A 23,636-nucleotide genomic window follows, 5' to 3' on the forward strand; every position below is an offset into this window, starting at 1 on the left:
ATAACGTGAAAACAAAGGAATTACTATGATTATTCCAATCTCATTTGCTTTAGTGACTGGGGCTGTTGCGCTCGGGTCGTGGTATAAAGTTCGAAGTAAAAAACGTCAGCAAGAGTCGGCTACGTCCTATTTCTTAGCTGGAAGAGGCTTAACAGGCGTCTTGATTGCATCTTCATTGATGCTAACGAATCTATCAACAGAGCAACTTGTTGGTCTTAACGCACAAGGCTATACCGCAAATATGACCCCGATGGCGTGGGAAGTGTGTGCCGCATTGACCCTAGTTGTAGTTGCACTCTACCTTCTGCCAAAGTATCTCAGTGGAGGTGTCATAACCATTCCCGAGTTTATTGAAGGGCGATTTGGTAAAAGTACGATGTATTTCTGTACCTTCCTATTCCTATTTGGTTACGTGCTGAATTTATTACCCCCAATTCTCTACACCGGCTCGGTTGCCCTCGGCGGTATTTTTGATATATCGGGTATTTTTGACGTCTCTTACTGGGGCAGTATCTGGATCATGGTGGTGTCTATCGGTCTGGTTGGTGCTTGCTATGCGGTGTTTGGTGGCTTGAAAGCGATTGCTTACTCAGACACATTCAATGGTATCGGCTTGCTGATTGGTGGCGTGGTATTGATCCCTCTATTTGGTCTATCAGCATTGGGTGATGGTAGCGTCATAGCAGGCTTCCAACACTTGATGACAGAGCACCCAGAAAAGCTCAACGCAATAGGTGGTAAAGATGACCCGGTTCCTTTCTCGACCTTTTTTACCGGCATGTTGATCCTTAATCTTTTCTACTGGGGTACAAACCAATCAATTATTCAGCGAGCATTGGGCGCACAGAACTTGGCCGAAGGTCAGAAGGGGGTTCTTTGGGCTGGTATGTTAAAGTTGCTCGGACCCTTCTTTTTGTTGATTCCGGGTATTATCGCTTATGCGATGTTTGGTCCAGATTTACCCAATGGTGAAGTGGCCTATCCGATGCTGGTTCGTGAAGTGTTACCAACGCCAATGATTGGTTTTTTCGCAGCTGTTCTATTTGGTGCCATTTTGAGTTCATTCAACAGTGTACTGCACAGTACATCAACCTTGTTTACCTTGAACGTTTATAAGCCACTAATTAATAAGAACGCCAATGATAGAGACTTAGTTCGTACAGGAAAGATGTTTGGTGCGGGCGTAGGTTTGTTCGCTATATTTGTTGCGCCCTTTATTCATTACGCTCCAGAGGGGTTTTACCAATACTTCCAAACCATCAATAGTTTCTATATGGCCCCGATGTTTACCGTGATTGTGGTTGGATTAGTCACTAAGCGTGTTCCAGCCATGGCGGCTAATATTGGTATTGTTGTCTTTATGTTGGCTTATGCATTGACCAGCTTTGTATTCAAACCCGACATCCATTTCTTACACCTAACGGGTATTTTGTTCCTAGCGACGGCTGTATTGATGTTGGTGATTGGTCACTTTTTCCCACAAAAAGAGGCTTATGAACCAGTAGAGAAAGAGGAAGTAGAGCTAACACCTTGGAAGCATGCCAAGCAGTTTGCTGGTGTGATTTGTATTGGTGTAGTGGCGCTTTATGTCATTTTTTCTCCACTAGGTATTGCTCAATAAATAGCTTGGGGCTGGCTTGAATAGTGTGATGTGGTTGCCAGCTCTTCCATATCTCATCCGTCATGTAGTTAAGGATAAAGTATGTACGCAGAAATTGGCCGTTATTTGGGGCAGGGTGGCGTCTGGCTGAAGAACGATGAAGTGTCGCTATTTGTGCAAAAATTTGGAGGGATGACCCCCGAATTTTCTATTCAGTTGGACAATAGTTTGTCATCGAGCAGAGTGAACACACATTGGTTGCCACACTTTAAATCGCCTTTCTCAGGCAAGTTAGATTGTCATTCGCAAGAGCAATTGGATTATTGGTCGGTAGAGTTACTGCGCCAAGCTGCGGGGACTTTTTGTTGTGCTCCAGCATTTGGTGGTGGTAATAAGGACATCCCGACACACGGTGATACTGCGAATCAAGATTGGCAACTGACATCTGCACGCTGCACGCATGATGAGGTGACCGAGTACAGCTTTGCGCAATGGAAGCTCGAAGGGGGATACAAAGGCTTAGAATATCAAAAAACCGATTTTGTGAGGGACAATGACAACAGTCACTACATGGTGTTAGATGTGACAAACCCCAATGCAGAGAGTATTCCAATCAATCTTGCTTGGCATACTACGCTGGGTGCTCCTTTTGTTGAGCGTGGATGTCGCATCTTAGATAACTGCAGTGAATATTTGGTGGCTCCACAAGGTACAGAGTTTGACGAAACAACCCAGTTAAGCTCGGGTAGTCGGTTTAATAGTCTTAACCAGGCTCCGGGCCAACATAACCGTACCATTGATTGTTCCACAATGACGGGTTACTCAGGTCACTCTGATTTTATTACGGCTACCACACCATCACCGAGTCGTATGTGGGCCGCGTGTTACAACCCATATATGCAGCTGATATACGTCACCATCATTCCGTTTAATCAGTTGGCCAATCAAGTGTCGCCATCGTTCATGAATTATTGGATTCATGCGGGTGGCAGAGGTGCGCAGCCTTGGGCAGATTATGCTGGTGGTTGCGATAGAAATTATGCCTTAGGAATGGAGTGCTCTATAGGAGGTTCCTGCAAAGGTTATGACTGGAGCTTAGAGAACCCAACTGTTTTGGGCAAGCCGACAATGCATCACCTTCCTGCTTTTTCGTCGGCTGCCTTTCTTTGTATCAATTCGCTGATGAAGCTACCCGCAGAGGTTGCTATCTCATTAACTGAAACTGAGCTGGCCTTGCTCATTGAGAGTCACATAGAAACGCTAGACCTATCGTTTCATGGACTTAAGGCATGCCGTCAAGCTTAATCCAATAACACAAGGAGTGTTTGTTATGACAATCCAATCGTTACACCCTACAACGCTAGCGTTTTTAGAAAAGAAACCACTGCCAATGCTCATCAATGGTGAGTGGAAAGCGACCAAGCATACGCTAGGAGTCGAAAACCCAGCAACAGGCGCTCAAATAGCACAAGTGTGTTTAGCCGATGCACAAGATGTTGATTCTGCAGTCATGGTGGCAGATAGTGCCTTTCCAGCTTGGGCGGCGCTATCACCTGCTGAACGTGCTTTAAGGCTAACCAAGTTAGCAGAGCTGATCAATCGAGATACTCAGGTACTCGCGGACCTTGAGTGTATTGATGTCGGTAAGCCAGTGTCAGCAGCACAGGGGTTTGATGTACCGTTTGGAGCACAGTGTTTTGACTATTTTGCTCAGGTAGCACAAGAGGCAGAGTATGAAATTGAACTAGGTCTTGAAGTTACAGACAGCCAAACCATCAAACGCCCATATGGCGTGGCGGCATTCGTTTTCCCTTGGAATTTCCCTTTAACGCTATGTGCATGGGGCATTGCACCAGCGCTTGCGGCCGGAAATACCGTGGTCATTAAGCCAGCATCCGAAACCCCACTTTCTACATTGTATCTTGCCAAGCTATGTGAAGAGGCTGGCTTTCCTAAAGGTGTCGTGAATATCGTTACAGGGCAAGGAAGTATCGCTGGTGAGGCTTTAATCAATCATCCTAAGATCAAGCTTATGTCGTTTACGGGGTCGACAGAGGTGGGCAAACATGTGGGTGAGGTGTGTGGACGTAATCTTGTTCCAGCTAAGTTAGAACTCGGCGGAAAAGGCGCTGCTGTCGTGTGTAAAGATGCTGATATTGACGGTGCAGTGGAAGGGCTTACTGGTGCGTTAACTTTGAATGCTGGGCAAGTTTGTTGCACAGCGTCTCGCTGGTATATCCATGAATCTATCTATGATGAATTTGTATCGAAAGCAAAAGCCGCGTTTGAAGCGATCCCAATCGGCAACGGATTGGATTCTGACTCTGTTATGGGGCCGATGTGCACTCATAAGCAGATGAGTAAAGTTCTGCAGTGCATCGCTGAAGCGCAATCAGCAGGTGCAGAAGTTGTCACTGGTGGTGACAGGGTAACTACTGACGAGTTGCTCAAAGGGTACTTCATTCAGCCGACATTGCTTGCAGGTAAGGACGATAACCCTTGGGCGCAAGAGGAGATATTTGGTCCAGTAGCATTCCTACTCAAGTTTACCGATGAAGATGAAGTGATTGAACGAGCAAATCGTAATCCATATGGGTTGGCAAATAGTGTTTGGACAACAGATTTGCCTAGAGCTAGAGAGATTGCCGCTCGTTTAGTTTCCGGAAACAGTTGGATTAATGCGCACAATGTATTTGAGTATGGCTTGCATTATGGTGCATGTAATCAGAGTGGTTGCGGTGGTGGTGTGAATAGCCGAGCAACGTTTGAAGGCTACTTGCGATATCAATCAGTCGCTTCAATTCGATAGAGGTAAGGCATGATTTTAGACATCTTGAAAAAGCATAATGTTGTCTCAAAAGATCATGCCACAGCCACCCCGCTTACTGGCGGGGTGAGCTGTGAGATCTATTTAGTTGAAGACGATAAAAGCTGTTTAGTCGTCAAGCGTGCACTGGAAAAGCTCAAAGTAGAAAAAGAGTGGTTTGCTGATACAAGCCGAAACCTATATGAGCAGCGTTATCTAAAGTATGTAGGAGAGCGTTTCCCTCAATACGTGCCGAAAATACTCCACTCTTTTGAACGCGAGCGCTTGTTTACGATGGAGTATTTTCCTGAGCGTTTCAAAGACTGGAAGAAAGAACTGATGCAGGGAGAGGTTCGTGAACGTGTCGCGCAACGTATCGGCGAAGCACTCGGTCAAATTCATGCTGTGAGTTGGCATGATAAACAAGTAGAGGCGCAATTTGATTCAGATAGAAACTTCTATCAACTCAGATTAGAACCGTATTTTGAATCGATGATAGGTCAGCATAATGATCTGAAAACGCAGCTGCAGTCTTTGTGTTTGCAAGTGAGCACCACTAAGCACTGCTTGGTACATGGTGATTTTAGCCCTAAGAATATTTTGGTGTCAGAAGATGAGATAAAAATCGTTGATTGCGAGGTGGCTTGGTATGGCGATCCAGCCTTTGATGTTGCCTTTATGCTTCACCATTTGTTGCTTAAAGCGCTTCATTTCAACCATCGCCGGTATGTGCAGGCTGCTCAAACTTTCTTGAACACCTATCAGCAAGTAATAGGAGCTGAGCGTTATACAACCGTTGATGAGTCTAAAGTTGCAAAACTGACAGCGGCGATGATGCTGGCAAGAGTGGATGGTAAATCCCCCGTAGAGTATCTCTCTTCGGAAGAAAAATCAGAAGTAAGGTCGGCACTAAAACCTATGCTTAAACATCAATTTACAACCATTGAACGTCTTATTGAAACGCTAGATTTAAGGAGTGATAAGCGATGAAAATTATAAACGTTGATGCCTACCAAATTTTTGACTCGCGAGGCCTTCCAACCGTTGAGGCAGTGGTAGAGCTTGATTCAGGCATATGCGGTGTTGGGCTTGTCCCGTCCGGGGCTTCAACGGGGCAGTTTGAGGCACTTGAGCTAAGAGATGGCGACGCTTCTCGTTTTCAGGGGAAGTCAGTGTATCAAGCAATTGCGAATATCAAGACAGAACTTGCACCAGCGCTTGCTGGAAAGGAGGTAAGTCAACAAGCCATGCTTGACCAAATTATGTGTGAAGTCGATGGTACGGCGAATAAATCCCGGCTGGGAGCGAATGCTATTCTGGCAGTGTCACTGGCTATAGCCGATGCTAATGCCAAAGCTCAAGGCTTGCCACTGTTTAAGACGCTCGCACCAACGTGTTCAGCCAACTTGCTTCCTTTGCCAGAAATACAGCTAGTGGGTGGCGGCGCGCATGCTCAGTGGCGGACAGACATTCAAGACTTTTTGATCATCGTTAATGGTGCTAAGAGCTACAATGAGACCCTTGAGGTCACTTCTAATATCTATCGTACTGCAGAAGGTATGCTCAAACAGCGAGGGTTACTAGCGGGTGCTGCCGATGAGGGAGGCTTTTGGCCGACGTTTGATAGTCACGAAGCCATTTTTGAGTTTGTTGTTGAAGCGATTCAGCAGGCGGGTTATCAGCCAGGACGTGATGTCTCAATTTCACTCGATATCGCTGCAAGCGACCTTTACTCTGATGGTCAATACCACTTACCGCTCGATGGAAAGAGTTACACTTCTAAAGAATTTTTAGCGTTGATGCTGGATTGGTGTGAACGTTATCCAGTGCTATCAATTGAAGATCCGTTTGCGGATACCGATTTTGCAGCTTGGAAGGCCTTCACGCATAAGGTGGGTGATAGAATACAAATTATCGGAGATGATTTATTTACCACCAATATCTCTCGGATCGAACAAGGGATCACGGAGAAGCTCGCCAACAGCGTGCTTATCAAACTCAATCAGATTGGCACTGTCTCAGAGACGCTAAAAGCGATCGAAGTGACTCAGAATGCAGGTTGGTTACCTGTTGTATCAGCTCGCTCTGGTGAGACAGAAGACGCATTTATCAGTCATTTAGCTGTAGCGACCAATGCAGGTCAGCTAAAGGTGGGCTCGTTTACTCGCAGTGAACGAATGGTGAAATGGAATGAAGTGATTCGTATTGAACGTGCGTTATCAGGTCACAGTGAGTTTGTTGGTGGCTCAATCTTTCAACAATTGAAACAACTAGAACCCGCTTAACGCCCATCAATACCTTAGATTTTGATAGCCAGCGGTAAATTATCGCTGGTTTTTTTTATCTTGAAATGGGTAATTAGATTTATTTGTTAACCAAAGATCTCATTTTGGTAATCTAATTCTGGTGTATTGGTTAATATTTGATCTATCTTTATTTGCGAGTAACCACTTACACTTCAAAAAAAAACAAAGGAATGAGAATGAAATCGACGACTAAATCCCTACCACTTCTGCCTATTTTCTTGATGAGCACTTCCTTGATGGCCAATGATTGGCAAGATATTCCAATACCTGCACCATTAGATGATGGGCAATCGTGGGAATTGCAGGAGGCGTATTCAGATTCGTTTAACTACACCGGTAAAGGGGATGAATTTAGTAGTAAATGGAATGACACCTATTTTCATGGTTGGACTGGGCCAGGCTTAACCTATTGGCAACGTGATGAGTCGTGGGTGGATGATGGCAATTTGATTATCAGTGCCTCCCGTCGACAAGGTACTGAGATGGTTAACGCTGGCGTGGTGACATCAAAAACAAAGGTCAAATATCCTATTTTCTTGGAAGCCAACATCAAAGTTAGCGGACTCGAACTATCTTCTAATTTTTGGCTATTAAGTGAAAATGATGAGCGAGAAATTGATGTGTTAGAGGTTTACGGTGGGGCAGAGGATGAGTGGTTTGCAAGAAATATGTCGACCAACTTCCATGTGTTTTTCCGTAATGACGACAACACGATACGCAGTGATTTTAATGACCAAACCCATAATGAACCTCAGTGGGGTACCTATTGGCGTGATGGCTTTCACCGCTTTGCCGTTTATTGGAAGAGCCCAACGGAGGTGACGTTTTATATTAACGGAATTGAAACGCCGAAAGGGTCTTGGGAAGAAGTGATCATGAAGGACAAGGATTATACCGGGGCGATTTTAGACAAGTCGACGTATAACATGGACGAAGAGATGTTCATCATTCTCGACACTGAAGATCATTCATGGCGCTCTGAAGCAGGCATTATTGCTAAGGACGAAGATCTCGCAAATGATAGCAAAAACAAAATGTATGTTGATTGGATTCGCGTTTATAAACCGGTAGGAGGCGATGACAACGGAGAGGTTGTTGTTCCGTCGGGATATACCAATACTCAGTTCGTGCACAGTGATTTGTGTTTGGACGTTAAAGATGGTGCTATTTGGAACGGAAGTACCTATCAGCAATGGGTTTGTAACACATCGAACGCGAACCAGCAGTTTGAGTTTGATGAAGTGACCAAAGGGGAGTATCTGATTAAATCAAAACGCAGTCAGCTTTGTTTAGAGCTCAAACCTAGCAATAACCAGTGGCAAGATGGCACGGTTATCCAGCAATATGTTTGTAATTCTGCAGAAGAGAATCAACGTTGGACGTTATTTGATAAAGGCAGCCAAACATTTGAAATCCGCAACAAAGCCACAGGTAAGTGCCTGGAACTTGCCGATAATAAAGGTAGTAATGGCGGATGCGTTCAGCAATGGTCGTGTGATGGCGGTTATAATCAGCGTTTGAAATTTGTCCAGTAATAAACATGATTTTATGAGTGAGCCGAAGCGCAAGCTTCGGCTTTTTTGTTGCGATCAAAGGTGTGTATGTTCTACAGCAATAAAAACAGTAGATAAAGCCATCACAGCATTGGCGATAAAGTATGCCCAATGGACGTTGACAGGTCTCTGTTTTTTGACAAATGCTTTCAGGTAATACTTAGCGAACGTGACAAGATAACCAATAGTAGCAATGAGGAGTATCGTATGAGGGCCGTCGGAATGATAAATGGCTAAATCTAATGTCGCCCAAGTTTGGAGGAAAAATGTCAGGGTGTATAGCTTAAGAGTTTTGTGGCGCTCTTTGAACGTCGGGTAAAGGTAAAACCACGCCAAAATGCTAATCGAGAGAACGAAAGCGGGAACGCTGAGCTCTATTCCATTGGTTTTATCTACCATGATTAAAAACCACAGCGCAGCCGTGCGTGACCCACTAGCTAACGAAAAGGAGTAGAACATAGCGGTATCAGCCCGCTCTTGTTGTCGAATTAAATTACATGACTCAGCGACAATATTGAATATGAAAGAGAGTTGAACTAGCCATTTGTACCAACTTGGGTCTGCTGTGACTTCGATACCAACGATAAGTAGCAACCAACAAAACACGCGCGTTGCAGAGAGCGTTAAAAAAGAGTGATTACGCTGCGTGTTTTCTGAAAAACAGTAAAAAACAGAAAAAGAAGTATAGAGAAAAGAGATCGCCAAACCCATGCGCCTATATTACATCCTTATATTAAGCGATTGAATTCATAGATAATCATTTTTACCGAACGAGTGCAAGTTAAACTTATAAAGGTTGTGGTCTTTGGTTGCGAGTGTATAAAAAAAGAGCTAACCCAAAGGGTTAGCTCTTCACCTACATTACAATACAGAAGTTTTTTCGCTGGATTTTGAAATAATACTTAATCCAGCGATTCTAACTAATACGTTAATTACACTCGACGATATTGATATCCCCTGGAGCCCATCCAATACCTCTTTCGTGCTTTTTGCCTTCATCTGTGACGAACTCGACAAACAGAAAGTGAAAGTGCCCATCAGGTAAGTCAGCTGTCGGGACAACTAGTGGGTTAGTAAGGTCAAAGATAACCGCGGCACTGCCAGAGGTTGTGTCTGCGGATTGTAAATGAGAAATGACGTAGTCATTTACCAAGCCCCAACTCGCATCCATGTGTCTCAAACGGAATGTGAGGCCATTTCCATTTACGGTAGAGCCTGAGCCTGCATGATAGTCAGCAACAACACTTAAAGGCTGGTTAGTGCATAGCGCAGGCCCCATGTATTTATTGTTGTCATCAAATGTTACGCTCGCTTCAAACCAATCTTCTATATCGATGCTTAGACTGTCTGTTACGGTGGCCGGTTGGTGAGCACCATTTGCGCTTGCAGTGATTTGGACTGTACCCGCCTTGAGCGCGTTGACTACACCATCAACCGAGACAGTGGCAGTGGCGCTATCGGACGAGGACCATGTCACAGAGCTATCATCAGGGGACTCTCCAGGCTCACTCGAGGTTAGTTCTACAGAAAGTGCAGTGCTTTGACTTACGTAAAGTGTATCTGACTCATTTACGATAGAAATATCGGTTGCATAGATAGGGTCAAAATCACCGGAGCGTATAAGAAGTGAAGATGATACTTGTTCTGCTACGCTTGATTGAACCAGAATTTCTGTATCTCCTATTGCAAGCGCAGTAACGAGTCCACTATCAGACACGCTTGCAACGGATGGATCGCTTGACTGGAAAGTGACCACAGGGTTGGCATTGAGTGGTGTGAATGAAGGCGCAATTTGATAGGTGGTTCCGGGGCGCAGTTTACGTTCGTCAGCACCTAAGCTAATACTCTCAGGAACAGGCATATCTGCATCATCGCTAGACACTCGCTCGTTTATCATGACATCATTGAGATAAACGACCTCACCATTACGCCAAGTCACTTTGATTTCTTCAATAGTTTGATTCTTACCTAGGCCAAAATGAACTGTATTAAGCAAACTCTGTGAGAAATTTTCACCCGCAGACCCGACTCTTCGCGTGTATGACTTGCTTTCTGTCGTCACAGTAACAACGGCTGACATCGGGTCGATGTTATGTAATGGGCTGTAACCTACGTGGACAAGAGAGTGGTTGCCAACGTTTTGTGTCTGGTTTTTATATAGATACCAGATACCGTCTTCGCTGCCGTTGAGTAGATCTACTTTACCATCTCGAGTAAGAGCGAAGGCTTGCCCCATGTCTCCATGACCAGAGTCGTTAGCATCATGTGCACCATGCGTTTGGGTAATTTCAAATTGTCCGTTTCCATCATTGATAAGGAGGTAATCGGTCACACGTTCTTTTAAGTACCCATAGCGATGAATAAAGATATCATTGTGTAGGGCATATATTTTCCTTGTTATGAATATAAGTAGTGAACGTTTGCTCGCTATTGATTTAACACTTTGGATAAACAATGCTCAATATTGGTTTGTTGTTTGTGCGATTTTGATCGATATTGGTCAACCTTTGTTGTGGTGTAAGTCTAAGTTTTTCTGCGAAGAACTCGCGATTCTTGTGAATGTTTGCCATGTTAATGAGGTGGGAAATAGGCTGTTTATAGATGCCAAATAGATGTGTAACTTATTAATGAAAATAAACAAAACTACTAGAGCGCTGCTATTAATTTCTCTGGCATTCAGTGTGCCAGTGATCGCTTGTAGTGATGGTCGCTTTCATGCAAGTGGTGACATGAAATTTAGTAGACCAATTCCTTTACCCGGGGGAATGAAAATATCAACGCCACGTGTATTGGAATTGAGAGACAAGCAGTTTTCTTATGATGTTATGATCGAAGCAGAGTATCCTATCGAGGAGTTGGCCGTAAAGGTAACCCCCGGACCTGGTGTGATACCCAATGAAGCCTCTTTTGGTGTGTTTGAAGATCAGACACAGCTGACAGTCACTGGCAAGGCTCTGGCGAATGTGATGACGATGACATCGGTTCAAGTGGTTGGGGTATATCAAGGGCAGCCATTTAATGCGTATCGGTTTGTCACAGCCAAACCAGTGAAGTAACGATAAGAAATCAGGGCGAATGTTAAGACATTCGCCCTGATTTAATGTTGGCGCTGAAGTTTATGACCAGCAGCGCCTTACTTAATTACTCGATTACTCAACTACTTAAGATGTTTAGCCACCGTACGGTCCCAACGTTCTAAGATCTTGGTGTAATCTTGATCAGGTTTTAGCATAAATGCTGTTATATCATTTGGCATATCAGCCCCCAAATCAGCAGGGATGTTTCCGACAGGAAACGTAACCAGTTGTCCAGCAGAGCGAGCATCTTCATAAGGTTTGGCTAACTCAGGCACGCCAGAAGTACCGCCTGCTAGAGTCGTTATCGCGGTATCGGCTTCTAGATAGACTTTTAGGTTGTCATCATTCATCCAGAAATCAATCCATTTCTTCGCCGCTTCCACTTCACCTGAATCTTTTGGAATCGCCCAACCTGGGCCGTTATAGTCCATAACAATACCTTTATCGCCGTTCACTGCTGGGAACGGGTGTAAAGAGAAATGCTCAGGAAGTGAATCGTTTGAGAACGGAGTAATGTTCCACATACCCTGTGGCAGCATAGCAACACGGCCAGATTGGAATGTCGTTAGCGCTACTGACCATGGGTCGGTACCCGCTGAAACCATTGGGTTAAAGCACTTGGCATCAATCATCTTTCTAAAGCCTTCAAAGGCATTTTTCATCGATGCATCGTCGGCAAACTTCGCTTCACCACTCACAAACTTGTCCATACGAGACAAATCTGGGTTATTGCCATCCGCCAGTGCCATGCTCAAAAAGTAGACATAAGGCGTCCAGCCACCATTGTTTGCCGCAAGAAGCATTGGCTGAATCCCTTTATCATTCAGCGCTGTACAAGCTTTAACTAACTCATCAACGGTTTGTGGGTAGCTTTTGATACCTGCGTCTTCAAACAAGTCGTTATTCACATATACACCCATACCAGAAACTTGGAGCATTGAGTAATAAACGGTTTCATCAAGGCCAAGGTAAGGTTGCAGTTTAGGTTGTACACGTTCGACAAACGGAAGGTCATTAAGCGGCATTAACTGACCATTGCCACCCCAGTGTTGGATAAACTCACGGTCAACCATCACAACATCGGGTGGCGAGCCTGCCTGCATGCGAGCAGGGATACTCGTCACCATGTCATTGCGAGCCATGTAATTGAGTTTTACTTTGATATCAGGGTTTGCTTTTTCGAATCGCTCGATGATTAACGGGAAGTTAGCGACTTCAGCGCCAGCACCTTTCCAGCTAGAGACTTCAAGTTCGATTTGTTTTGCTGATACGTTGCTGGTGGCAAGTAAACAAGCGGTAATTGCAGTGGCAAGAGAGAGTTTTTTTAGTTCCATGTTATTAGTTTTCCTTGAATCGTTATTGGATAAATACTTGATAGTCTTTACAAAATATTCAAATAGCGCAGGGCGCAATGTACTACTAAAAACATAATTATTATTGGGTGTAGCTCAATCGAGATCTATGAGTGTGTTGTCTCCTAAAAAGTGAGCAAGGCACGAATGCCTTGCTCTGTTGGGTTATTTCACAGCACCTGCTGTCATACCATTTACAATCTGCTTCGATAATGTAAAGAACACAACAAGAAGTGGAAGTGATGCAAGCACTGCCGCTGGGAACAACTGTGTTGGGTCAACAGAATAGGTTCCTAAGAAGCGCAGCACGGCTGGCATAATGGTTAACTTGCTTTCCGTTGTGATGAAGAGTAGTGGGTTAACCACATCATTCCAAACACCTAAAGTGATAAAGATCGCTAATGTACCTGTAATTGGCTTAAGCATCGGGAAGATGATGTACCAGTAAGTCTTTAAGAATGTTGCTCCATCAAGTGTTGCAGCTTCTTCAAGTTCTTTCGGTATAGCTTTCATGAAACTGGTGTAGAAGAACACGCCTAGTGGTAAGTGACCCACTGTGTAAACCAAAATCAGACCGAAGTAAGTATCCAGTAGACCTAAATCACGAATGAAAAGGTAAAGTGGCGTTAGAGCAGCAAACGGCGGAATAACCATACCTAGCATAAAGAAAATGTAGGCAATATTACTCACTCGGCTACGGATTCTAGCTAACGGGTAAGCCGCGAGTGAAGAAATAATCGCAACGGCAAAAATGGTCGCTACAGTAATACCAATCGTGTTCAGCACAGTGCCAAAGTAGTTCATGTCAGCGATGACATTCACATAGTTGGAGAAATGTAATTCAGTTGGTAGCGCAAGTGGATCAAGCATGATTTCACGGCGGCTTCTGAATGACATGAACACCATGTAGAAAACCGGAGATAGAATGATGAACGTGACAACGAACATCAATGAAATCAACAAACCTTGTTTTACATTGCGCGGTGAGAGAAGCTTACTAGTGCGCTTCGCTGCGGGCTGCTCTTCGGCCATTGTTGGCAGTTTATTTGATGTAATACTACTCATTAGATACGGTCCTCACGAGCTCGTAGGTAACTGTTCTGAATAATCGTAATCAGAGCAACCAGTACAATCATGACTACTGACAGAGCTGCTGCAGAGCCATACTTAAAGTCTTGGAAGATGAGTTGGAAGATCTTAAGACCTAGTGTCATCGTCGCGTAATCTGGGCCACCCCCAGTCATGATGAACGGGAATTCGAATGATTTAAGTGTACCGATCGTCGCCAGTGTGATGTTGACGGTGATCGCCGGCGCGAGCAGTGGAATATCAATGTGGAAGAAAGACTTAATCGGTGAAACACCATCCACACGTGCCGCGTCTTTCACTTCGGTAGAGATACCAGCATAGCCGGCTAGAAAAATCGCGGTCGAATAGCCTACGAACATCCATACGTGCACTGCGGCAACAGAGAAGAGTGCAATCGAAGAGTCACCTAGCCAAATTTGTTGCATGCTACCCATACCAAATGAAGCAAGAAGTTCATTCAAACCTCCCCCCATAGGTGCGTAGAGGTATTGCCATACATAACCTGCAATCACTAGCGACAGCATTGAAGGAACCAGTAAGGCAGTACGCAGTGCATCACGTACAGCAGGAATGCTATTTAGGATGGCAGCAAAAATTAAACCTAATCCGTTTTGGAATACGACAACGACAACACCGTATACCAATGTATTTTTCAGCACTTGAACGTAGCGCTGATCAGAGAATATCTCTCGATAATTATCTAAACCAACCCATGTTGCTTCACCAACACCAGCGTACTCTGTCATCGACAATGAGATCCCTTTGAACACTGGATAGATAGTGAACATGAGATACAAAAATAGAGCCGGGATAAGGAAATATAACCTTTTATCGACTTTCATAACTACAACCCTCAATTAGCCCATGGGCAAAGACGGCAGCTACAAGGTGTAGCTGCCAAACAAGCAATTAACGTTTTGCGATGTCGCGAGCGACAAGTGCATCCCAGCGTTCAAGAATCTCATTGTAGTCTTGGCTAGGGTTTAACATGAATGAAGTGATGTCATTGGTCATATCACGAGTCACTTCAACAGGCAGCGCACCCACAGGGAACGTTACGTATTGCATCGCATCACGCGCTTCAACATAATCTTTTGCAATATTCATAGGTAGACCTGAAGTACCGCCAGCAAGCGTGGTCATTGCTGTGTCAGCTTCTAAGAACAGTTTCAAGTTCTCATCGTAGGTCCAGAAGTCGATCCATTTTTTCGCCGCATCAACTTGTTTCGCATCTTTTGGAATTGCCCAACCTGGGCCTAAGTAATCAAGAGTGATACCTTTATCACCGTTGATGGATGGGAAAGGTTTCAATGAGAAATTCTCTGGTAGAGAGTCTTTCATGAATGGATTGATGTTCCATAAACCTTGTGGAAGCATTGCGATACGACCAGATTGGAAGGTTGTAAGTGCAACAGACCATGGGTCAGTACCTGCACTGATCTTAGGATCAAAACATTTAGCATCAATCATTTGGCGGAATGCTTCAAATGCATTCTTCATTGATTGATCTTCAGAGAACTTGATTTTACCTTCGTTGAACTGCGCTAAACGGTCTTGGCTAGGAACATCACCATCAGCTAGGCCTAACGCTAAGAAGAAGATATAAGGTGTCCATGCACCGTTATTACCTGCAAGTAGTGTCGGTGTGATGCCTTTACTATTTAGTTGCTCACATGTCGCAGTAAACTCTGCAATCGTCTCTGGATATTTGGTGACACCTGCTTTATCCATTAAGTCATCATTAACATAGATACCCATGCCAGAAACTTGAAGCATTGCATAGTAAACATCATCGTCTAAGCCTAAGTGGGATTGAAGACCTGGTTGAATACGCTCAACAAATGCTTGATCACCAATTTCCATTAACTGACCAGCACCGCCCCAGTGTGTAATGAATTCACGGTCAACCATTATTACATCCGGTGGGCTGCCTGCTTGGAAGCGTGCTGGAATGCTAGTGACCATGTCGTTACGCGCCATATAGTTAAGACGCACTTTAATATCTGGATACTGCTGCTCAAACTTTTCAATAAGAACAGGAAAGTTTGCAACCTCTGCTCCAGCGCCTTTCCAACTGGCGACTTCCAACTCGACTTTGTCTGCTGCGAATCCAGACGCCGAGAGTGTTAGAGCAGTAATAGCTGCAAGTTTCGTTAGTTTCATTGTTACCTTCCTTTATGGTACTCGATGTAGGCGTAGGGTGAGCCTCACCGAACATCTTTGTTATTTGCCATTGAAAATTAATTGGCATACCAAAACTGGTACTAAGACTAACAATTGGTTGATAAGTAATATGTGACTGGCTTCAAATTAGACGTATTAGGTGGGTGTCATGGTCGACTTATGAGCATATTTATGAATTGAATCACAATAACTGACTAAATACGAAAAACATGTTAACCAGTGTGGCTTTTTTAGGTTATTTTGGTTGATAAGTTGATGTGTTCAGAATTTAAGGCTCAAAAAATGGCAGATATTAAACTATCAAACGTCAAAAAACGTTTTGGAAAAGTACAGACAATTCATGGCGTTGATTTAGAAATAGATCACGGAGAGTTCGTTGTTTTTGTTGGTCCATCAGGCTGTGGTAAGTCTACGCTATTGCGCTTGATTGCAGGCTTAGAGACTATTTCTGACGGTGAGATTTTCATCGACGGTAATATGGTTAATGATGTCGAGCCAGCAGACCGCGGTATTTCAATGGTATTCCAATCCTATGCGCTTTATCCACATATGACTGTGGAAGAGAACATGGGCTTTGGTTTGAAGATGAATGGTGTTTCGAAAGACCAAGTAAACAAACAAGTGTTACTCGCGGCGAAAACGTTGCAGCTTGAGCCGTTATTAAAACGTCGTCCTAAAGAGCTATCGGGTGGTCAGCGTCAGCGTGTTGCGATTGGTCGCGCAATTGTACGAAATCCTAGTGCTTTCTTATTTGATGAGCCACTGTCAAACCTTGATGCTGAACTGCGTGTGGAAATGCGTTTACAGATTGCACGCCTGCACCAAGAGATTGACACAACGATGATCTATGTGACGCACGATCAGGTAGAAGCGATGACACTTGCAGATAAGATTGTTGTGTTAAGGGATGGTCGTATAGAGCAGGTAGGTTCACCGCTCGATCTCTATAACAAACCTATTAATATGTTTGTGGCTGGCTTTATTGGCTCACCGAAGATGAACTTTATTAACGCAGAGGTGACTGGCACTGACAAAGAGTATCTAGATATTCGTTTGGATGATGAGCAAATCGTCTCAATCCCAATGACAAAAATGTCTGATGTCAAAGTAGGGGACAACGTAAAAGTCGGTATTCGCCCGGAACACATTCATGTAGATGAAGAAAAGGGCAATATTTCCATTCGTTTCGCGAGTGAAGTTGTTGAGAGGCTCGGTAATAGTACTTACTTGTTTGGTCAGTTTGCGCAGCAGGAAGGCTTTATTGTTCATCACCCAGGTGATAAAGAAGTGCAGGCTTTCGATAACATTGATCTGTATTTCGCTGCGTCAGATTGTCATGTATTTGATGAGAGCGGTATCTGTATTAGTAACTAGCGAGAATATCGTTAACGGTTACATTGCTGAAGGTTAACTGAGGCTGGGGCTGACGCTCCGGCCTTTTTCATTATTAGAAAATGGAGATAGAGGCTAATCGTGGAGGGGATGTGAATACTATAGACAAAAGAAAGCCCTGAACCTCAAGTTCAGGGCAAAATGCAGATTGTACCCCCAATGTACTTACCTGCTACAAAGTTCTCTAACTACTGATTCGAGAGAACATTTTTCGCTGTCGTAGGAAAGATAAACCTTTGCACGCCATTGGTCAACCATAAATTAAAAGAATACACAAAATGGGTTTACCTTTGTTTGACATTTGTCTTATTATTACCCCTAAAGTAAGGGTTTTTCTGGTTGTTTCGCAATAAATGTGTCACTTTGACCTTATATCAACCGGATAATAAGAAAAATTGAGCGTTGATACTGAAACCACTTGTTGACCAGTAGCGATGAATTTAGGGCGATTAGAGTTATGGCTGAACTAGGAAATAGAAGAAGATATTTTGACGTAGGGACACAAATTGAAGATTTGCTATATTCGGGCGTGTTTAAAGCTGGAGAGAGATTACCCTCAGAAAGGGAGCTAAGCGATCGATTCGAGACAAGCCGTGCAACTATTCGTGAAGCGATTATCATGCTAGAGCTGAAAGGCTTGGTCGATGTAAAGCAAGGCGCGGGCATTTACTTTATTGACTCTCCAGACAAAAGTCGACAGTCACTCCTAACACCGAAAAGCGATATAGGCCCATTTGAACTCCTTCAAGCCCGTCAAGTTATTGAGAGCAACATTGCTGCTTTTGCTGCCACACAAATTAAATTCAACGAACTTCAAGATCTCAAGAAAGTGCTTGCTCAACAAGAGAGTGAGATCAATGGAGACAGTGCGAAGTTTGAAGAACTAGACCAAAAGTTTCATCATATGATCGCAGAGTCGACGCAAAATAGAGTGCTTATCAATCAAGCGACTCAAATGTGGAGTTCGGTTCGCATTCAAAATCCTTTATGGCGAGAGCTAAACCATAAGTACCTTCATGAAACAGCGTTAAAAACTGCCTGGTTAGAAGATCATAAGCGTATATTAATGGCACTTCAAAAGCGTTCAGCAGAAGAAGCCAAAATGGCGGTATGGCATCATATTGAACACAGTCGACAGGAGTTAATGAAGCTTGCCAGTACAGAAGGCGCAACGGCTGAGCTTGACGATTTGTTCTTTGCACAAGAGATTTAGCCTAGCGCTTGGTATTTAAGCAAATCGTTCCGTTTAGTGATGACAAAGAATGAAAATTAGATTTAGCGCACACTAAATTGGTCGATTGGTGGTTAGAATGTGGTAAACCAATTGATATTTTGGCTGCCCAGTTAGGCAGGCATTACTAGTTAAGAGTAGGAAGAGCTATGAAACGTTACCAAATGTATGTTGATGGTCAATGGATCGACGCCGCCAATGGCAAAGTAGATCAGGTTATCAACCCGTCAACCGAGGAAGTGATTGCAGAGATTCAAGACGGCGACCAAGCAGATGCTGACTACGTTTTAAGTGTGGCTAAACGTGCTCAAGCTGAATGGAAGCGCGTGCCAGCTCGACAACGTGCAGAACTGCTAAGAAAGTTTGCTCAGGAAATCCGTAACAACCGCGAGTATCTTGCCGAGTTACTTGTTAGTGAGCAAGGTAAACTGCATCGCGTTGCGTTGGGTGAAGTTGATGTTGCAGCGTCGTTTATTGAGTATGCGTGTGATTGGGCTCGTCAGATGGACGGGGATATTGTTCAGTCTGACAACGAAAACGAACACATCTGGATTCAGAAGATCCCAAGAGGTGTAGTTGTTGCTATCACTGCTTGGAACTTCCCATTCGCTCTAGCAGGCCGCAAGATTGGGCCTGCATTGGTTGCCGGTAACGCAATTGTGGTAAAACCAACGTCTGAAACTCCGTTGGCAACACTTGAGCTTGGCTACCTTGCTGAAAAAGTGGGTATCCCTGCTGGTGTTCTAAATATCGTAACTGGTGGTGGTGCGAGCCTAGGTGGGGCGCTAACAGGTCACGTTGATACCAATATGGTAACAATGACAGGTTCAACACCAGTCGGTCAGCAAATCATTAAAGCATCTGCAAATAATATGGCTCACGTACAACTTGAATTAGGTGGTAAAGCGCCATTCATTGTTATGGAAGATGCAGACTTAGAGCAAGCAGCAGCTGCAGCCCTTCATTCACGCTTTGATAACTGTGGTCAGGTATGTACTTGTAACGAACGCATGTATGTACACAGCAGCGTCTATGATGAGTTCATGGCGATCTTTATGGAGAAAGTGCAAGCGATCAAAGTCGGCAACCCGATGGACCCTGAGTCGGATATGGGGCCAAAAGTAAACAAACGCGAGCTTGACCACATGGAAGAGTTGGTTGCACAGGCATTGAACGAAGGTGCAAAACTCCTGCACGGCGGTAAACGCATCACAGGTGGAGAGTTTGACAAAGGCTTCTGGTTCGAGCCAACAATTCTCGGTGATGTTGAACAATCAATGACGATTGTTCATGAAGAAGCATTTGGTCCAATCCTTCCTGTAATTAAGTTTGATACATTTGAGGAAGTGATTGGTTATGCGAACGACAGTGAATATGGTCTAGCAACGATGATTTGTACTCAAAATATGAAGTACGTACATCGATTGACTCACGAACTTGAGTGCGGCGAAATCTATGTTAACCGTGGTCACGGTGAACAGCACCAAGGTTTCCACAATGGTTACAAACTCAGTGGTACCGGTGGTGAAGATGGCAAGTACGGGTTTGAGCAATACCTAGAGAAGAAAACGTTCTACGTTAACTTCGGTTAATTCTTACCGATATCAATTTCCAAATCCTTTCTTGGGGCAAAGTTTTCTTTGCCTCTTTTTTTATTTTAGATAAACACACAAAATAGCTTATTTAGCAAACTAAACGGTGTTTAGGATTAAGTAATGAAAGCGGAATCAACAAAATACGCTGTACCTGCACTCGACAAGGGCCTCGATATTCTGGAGTATTTGGCCACTCAAGATACGCCACGCTCTCAGGCCGAGATTGCCGTGGCCCTGCAACGCAGTGCGAATGAAATATATCGAGTCTTAGTTGGCCTTGAGCACCGTGGATATTTAGTTCGTGATGATGTCTCAGGGAAGTACCGTGTTTCACTGCGTTTATATCACCTTTCTAGAAGAATTGATCCTGTTGATAAAGTTCGTCAGTGCGCACTTCCACATATGGAAGATTTAGCTTTTTTAACCGGCTATTCTTGTTACTTGAGTATGCTCTATAAAAGCCAAACCATGGTGGTGATCCATGCAGCTAGCCATAGCCCGGTATCAGTGCGTATGGCTGAAGGCACATTGATCCCGACGCTATCTTCCTGTCCAGGCCGTGTGCTGTTGGCGAATAGTAATGATGACGTTCGAGAAATGATTCTCGAGCGAGATGACAGTTTTCAGCGTTTTTCACCAGACGAACGTTATTCGACTCTAGAGGAACTGAATACGATCAGAGAGACCTCTGTTCTCGATGGCTCGAGTCCATTTATTGAGGGAATTCGTGAAAAATCGGCACTCATTGGTAAGCCCGACGGTTCTGTTATTGCTGCTTTGACGATGTCGGTACTTAACTCACCTCAATTCGATTCAATGAATGAGCAAGATTTAATTTCACAACTACAGCTGACCGCTGAGAAAATCACACTTCAGCTGGGTTTGTAGGTCCTTTGCCCTAAGAGAAAACAATGCCCTCATTAAGAGGGCAGTATATTAATTGGTCAGTGCTAAACAGAAACAGTAGAAACTATTCAACACTTACATAGAGGCTAGTCTTTGCTATCCCACATTTCAGGCCAATATCGATATACACAGTGTCCATGTTTTTCTAGGCGGGCTTTCGCTTCAGCTAAATAAGCGAGACTTTGCTCTTTTGCCCTGGCTTGGTCGCCGATAAGTAATGTGTACTCATTGTCAGCTAACACTGAGCCAGATTGATCAGTAAGTGCGAGATTAACAATAAATGTTCCCTCGAGACCTTGAGGAATGAGCCAAGATATTGAGCCTACTTCGATACTCGAATCAGCTAGGCTATCGACCGTTTCCTGACCTGATGCCGCTACTTCGTGCTCTGCAGTACAAATCTTCCATTGGAGGCTTAGGTTATTTATGTCGCGCTGATAGTCATTCACAGCCCATAACTGAGCGCTAAATTGTGAACCAGCGTTCCAGCGGCGTTTACTGAACTCAAGACTTGGAAGCAAAGGCTGATAAGTGCGCTTAAGATAGTCAAAGCTTATCTTTTTCTTGCCATAGAAGTCGACTACACCCCACTTGATGTCCGGTACATGAGTGATGAAGTGACAAAGTGCAGCGCCACTCATTTTTGGTTTACGTCGACGATAGGTTTCTAGTGCAAATTGAATAACCGTCCCCTGAGCAATCTGTGTTGCCTCAACAAACTCTTCTAACGACCCCATTTTGTAATCGTCAAACACTTCAAAGTTAAGGTTTTTGAGGATATCAATATCTGCCCAGTGGTATGCCCAGCTTGGGCCCATTGGCCACAGCTCATTCTCTGGGATGAAGTTACGTAAGCTCTCAACGGAAGGCGCAGATGCAGCCGTCAGTTCTGGAATAATGCAACAATCAAGGGCAGGGTAGTACTCTTCCATAAATTCCGCACCACCTTGATAATAGTGCTCATTAGCATGGATAGACTCGTGTGCTTTAAAGCCCATATTTTGCGCAGATTCTGAGCTTAACGGCGAGGCAAGCCCATAAGGCACGTTGGTGAGTTCGGCGACACACTCCCCGATTTTTTCCATAAGTGCTTTGTTACCACTCTCTTCATGCGCTCCGGAGAAGAAGACTTCTTCTCCACCCATCCAAAATATATTAGATGCATGGTTACGTCGTTGTTTGACAGTCTCACGACACTCATGGAGCACGCCGTTAATGAAGGCTTCGTCACTCGGGTAGGCCTGTGTCGCAAGAGTAAAGTTCGTCCACACAGTAATGCCTAACTCGTCACATAGACGATAGAACTCGGGGAGCTCAGGCGGATGCCAGCCAAAGATACGCAGGTTATTGATGTTTGCCTCTTTAACCATCGCAAGACGATGTTGATATTTCTCATCACTATTTTGACCATAAAGGAAAGAGGGTTGACCACCCCAGCACGCTGACCTTAAGAAATGGCGCTTGCCATTAATCAAGAATGTCCAAGGGTATTCAGCTTCATCACGAGTATAACCGGGGTTAAAGTCCATTTTAACTTCGCGCAGCCCTATTGTTTCGCTTTGGCTGTCGAGGCTACCTTGTTCATCATGTAGGGAAACATTTAGAGTATACAAATTAGGGTTGCCCATATCCCATGGCCACCATAAGTTAGCGTTATCAGCTTGAATGGTGAACTCGACGTCAGATCTCCCCGGTTGTAGCACGACATTGGCTTCGTAACTATAACTCTGACCCTCGCAATTTTTCGGCGTTAGTAAAGCGGTGAGTGTGACAGGTTTTTCTGAGTCGTTGTTACTGTTTAGCTCCGCGTTAACTGTCAGTGTTGCGCAGTCATCATGTTGTACTTGGACATCACTACGAAGTGTATCGATTTTAACGTTATTGGTCGCAATGATTTTTACTGGTCGCCAGATGCCAAAAGGTACGAGGCCAGAAAAGTAGTCACCGGAGAAGTTAACCTTCTTACCACCACAATTACGGTAGTTTTTAGGTGGTGGATTAAGCTTCACCATCAACATATTTGAACCATCACGCCAATCAGCAAAATTGGCCGCTTTAGTGATATCGAATTCAAACTGAGAGAACATTCCTTCATGCGAACCAAGATAATGACCGTTCAACCAGACTTCACAACTGTAATCAACGCCCTCAAAGAGAATTGAAATAGTCTTGCCTTGCATCTCTTTTGGTAGCGCAAATCGACGACAGTACCACCATTCATATTCAGCAGCCCACTTAGCTCTGTGCATGTTACGCCCGAAATAAGGATCATCAATTTCATTGGCTCGATGCAGGTCGGAATACACATCACCGGGTACCTTAGCGAAGTTCCAACTGAAATGTGTTCCCTGATATTCGGCAGGTAATAGATGTAACTCTTCGATAACGCCTTGGCCTGGACGCATGCGCTCCATTTGCCAGCGGTGACCACTCAGGTCTAACTCTATGCGACTCATAATGACTCCTTGTTTGTATATGAATACTATATTTATATCTGTTTCCATTGGTCAATCAAAATCAACATATTGGTTGATGAATTATGAGT

Annotated in this window: 18 protein-coding genes; 11 read left to right on the top strand and 7 right to left on the bottom strand. The window is 44.2% G+C overall.

Annotated elements, in window-relative coordinates; translation table 11 throughout:
* Nucleotides 1–25: 25 nt before the first annotated feature.
* The 6 genes from QWZ05_RS01325 to QWZ05_RS01350 all read left to right on the top strand — a co-directional run bounded on the left by QWZ05_RS01325 (nt 26) and on the right by QWZ05_RS01350 (nt 8,247).
* Nucleotides 26–1,621 carry a solute:sodium symporter family transporter gene (locus QWZ05_RS01325; RefSeq protein WP_290296073.1) on the top strand — a complete coding sequence of 532 codons (1,596 nt, stop codon included), beginning with the start codon at nt 26–28 and terminating at the stop codon, nt 1,619–1,621.
* A gap of 81 nt (nt 1,622–1,702) precedes the next feature.
* Nucleotides 1,703–2,905, top strand: coding sequence for an aldose epimerase family protein (locus tag QWZ05_RS01330; protein ID WP_290296074.1), 1,203 nt, complete (start codon nt 1,703–1,705; stop codon nt 2,903–2,905).
* Nucleotides 2,906–2,930: 25 nt separating this feature from the next.
* Nucleotides 2,931–4,409, top strand: coding sequence for an aldehyde dehydrogenase family protein (locus tag QWZ05_RS01335; protein ID WP_290296076.1), 1,479 nt, complete (start codon nt 2,931–2,933; stop codon nt 4,407–4,409).
* Nucleotides 4,410–4,418: 9 nt separating this feature from the next.
* Nucleotides 4,419–5,396, top strand: a complete 978-nt coding sequence (locus tag QWZ05_RS01340) for a phosphotransferase family protein (RefSeq protein WP_290296078.1) — start codon at nt 4,419–4,421, stop codon at nt 5,394–5,396.
* Complete coding sequence (gene eno, locus QWZ05_RS01345) at nt 5,393–6,691, top strand: phosphopyruvate hydratase (RefSeq protein WP_264875667.1); 1,299 nt, start codon at nt 5,393–5,395, stop codon at nt 6,689–6,691. The genes QWZ05_RS01340 and eno overlap by 4 nt, the downstream gene beginning before the upstream one ends.
* A gap of 197 nt (nt 6,692–6,888) precedes the next feature.
* Complete coding sequence (locus QWZ05_RS01350) at nt 6,889–8,247, top strand: RICIN domain-containing protein (protein WP_290296081.1); 1,359 nt, start codon at nt 6,889–6,891, stop codon at nt 8,245–8,247.
* A 54-nt stretch (nt 8,248–8,301) separates the two neighbouring features.
* Here the strand turns inward: QWZ05_RS01350 and QWZ05_RS01355 are convergent, their stop codons facing one another.
* Together QWZ05_RS01355 and QWZ05_RS01360 are read right to left on the bottom strand one after the other, a co-directional pair.
* Nucleotides 8,302–8,970, bottom strand: coding sequence for a hypothetical protein (locus QWZ05_RS01355; protein WP_264875665.1), 669 nt, complete (start codon nt 8,968–8,970; stop codon nt 8,302–8,304).
* 223 nt (nt 8,971–9,193) lie between these two features.
* Nucleotides 9,194–10,597: an Ig-like domain-containing protein gene (locus QWZ05_RS01360; RefSeq protein ID WP_290296082.1), complete on the bottom strand. Its 1,404-nt coding sequence runs from the start codon at nt 10,595–10,597 to the stop codon at nt 9,194–9,196.
* Nucleotides 10,598–10,892: 295 nt separating this feature from the next.
* Here QWZ05_RS01360 and QWZ05_RS01365 point away from each other — a divergent pair, with 295 nt between their 5' ends.
* Entirely contained in the window at nt 10,893–11,321 is a 429-nt protein-coding gene (locus QWZ05_RS01365) for a hypothetical protein (RefSeq protein WP_290296084.1), read from the top strand.
* A 101-nt stretch (nt 11,322–11,422) separates the two neighbouring features.
* Here the strand turns inward: QWZ05_RS01365 and QWZ05_RS01370 are convergent, their stop codons facing one another.
* From QWZ05_RS01370 to QWZ05_RS01385, 4 genes are all read right to left on the bottom strand, one after another.
* Nucleotides 11,423–12,676 (bottom strand): ABC transporter substrate-binding protein, encoded by a 1,254-nt coding sequence (locus tag QWZ05_RS01370; protein WP_264875662.1) that lies wholly within the window; start codon nt 12,674–12,676, stop codon nt 11,423–11,425.
* 183 nt (nt 12,677–12,859) lie between these two features.
* On the bottom strand, nt 12,860–13,759 hold the full coding sequence (locus QWZ05_RS01375; protein WP_264875661.1) for a carbohydrate ABC transporter permease: 900 nt from the start codon (nt 13,757–13,759) through the stop codon (nt 12,860–12,862).
* The gene (locus QWZ05_RS01380) at nt 13,759–14,625 is read right to left on the bottom strand and encodes a carbohydrate ABC transporter permease (protein WP_264875660.1); all 867 of its coding nucleotides are present in this window, start codon (nt 14,623–14,625) and stop codon (nt 13,759–13,761) included. Before QWZ05_RS01380 ends, QWZ05_RS01375 begins: the two co-directional genes overlap by 1 nt.
* 67 nt (nt 14,626–14,692) lie before the next feature.
* On the bottom strand, nt 14,693–15,946 hold the full coding sequence (locus QWZ05_RS01385; protein WP_264875659.1) for an ABC transporter substrate-binding protein: 1,254 nt from the start codon (nt 15,944–15,946) through the stop codon (nt 14,693–14,695).
* A 303-nt stretch (nt 15,947–16,249) separates the two neighbouring features.
* Here QWZ05_RS01385 and QWZ05_RS01390 point away from each other — a divergent pair, with 303 nt between their 5' ends.
* The 4 genes from QWZ05_RS01390 to QWZ05_RS01405 all read left to right on the top strand — a co-directional run bounded on the left by QWZ05_RS01390 (nt 16,250) and on the right by QWZ05_RS01405 (nt 21,073).
* Nucleotides 16,250–17,341, top strand: coding sequence for an ABC transporter ATP-binding protein (locus QWZ05_RS01390; protein WP_290296087.1), 1,092 nt, complete (start codon nt 16,250–16,252; stop codon nt 17,339–17,341).
* A gap of 475 nt (nt 17,342–17,816) precedes the next feature.
* Nucleotides 17,817–18,572: an FCD domain-containing protein gene (locus QWZ05_RS01395; RefSeq protein ID WP_264875657.1), complete on the top strand. Its 756-nt coding sequence runs from the start codon at nt 17,817–17,819 to the stop codon at nt 18,570–18,572.
* Between the two features lie 167 nt (nt 18,573–18,739).
* A complete protein-coding gene (locus tag QWZ05_RS01400; protein ID WP_264875656.1) occupies nt 18,740–20,182 on the top strand; it encodes a 3,6-anhydro-alpha-L-galactose dehydrogenase in 1,443 nt (480 codons plus the stop codon).
* A gap of 123 nt (nt 20,183–20,305) precedes the next feature.
* Nucleotides 20,306–21,073 (top strand): IclR family transcriptional regulator, encoded by a 768-nt coding sequence (locus tag QWZ05_RS01405; protein ID WP_290296090.1) that lies wholly within the window; start codon nt 20,306–20,308, stop codon nt 21,071–21,073.
* A 104-nt stretch (nt 21,074–21,177) separates the two neighbouring features.
* Here QWZ05_RS01405 and QWZ05_RS01410 read toward each other — a convergent pair whose 3' ends face one another.
* On the bottom strand, nt 21,178–23,547 hold the full coding sequence (locus QWZ05_RS01410) for a glycoside hydrolase family 2 protein (RefSeq protein WP_290296092.1): 2,370 nt from the start codon (nt 23,545–23,547) through the stop codon (nt 21,178–21,180).
* Nucleotides 23,548–23,636: the final 89 nt, after the last annotated feature.

Source organism: Vibrio agarivorans (genome assembly GCF_030409635.1).
GTDB lineage: Bacteria > Pseudomonadota > Gammaproteobacteria > Enterobacterales > Vibrionaceae > Vibrio > Vibrio agarivorans.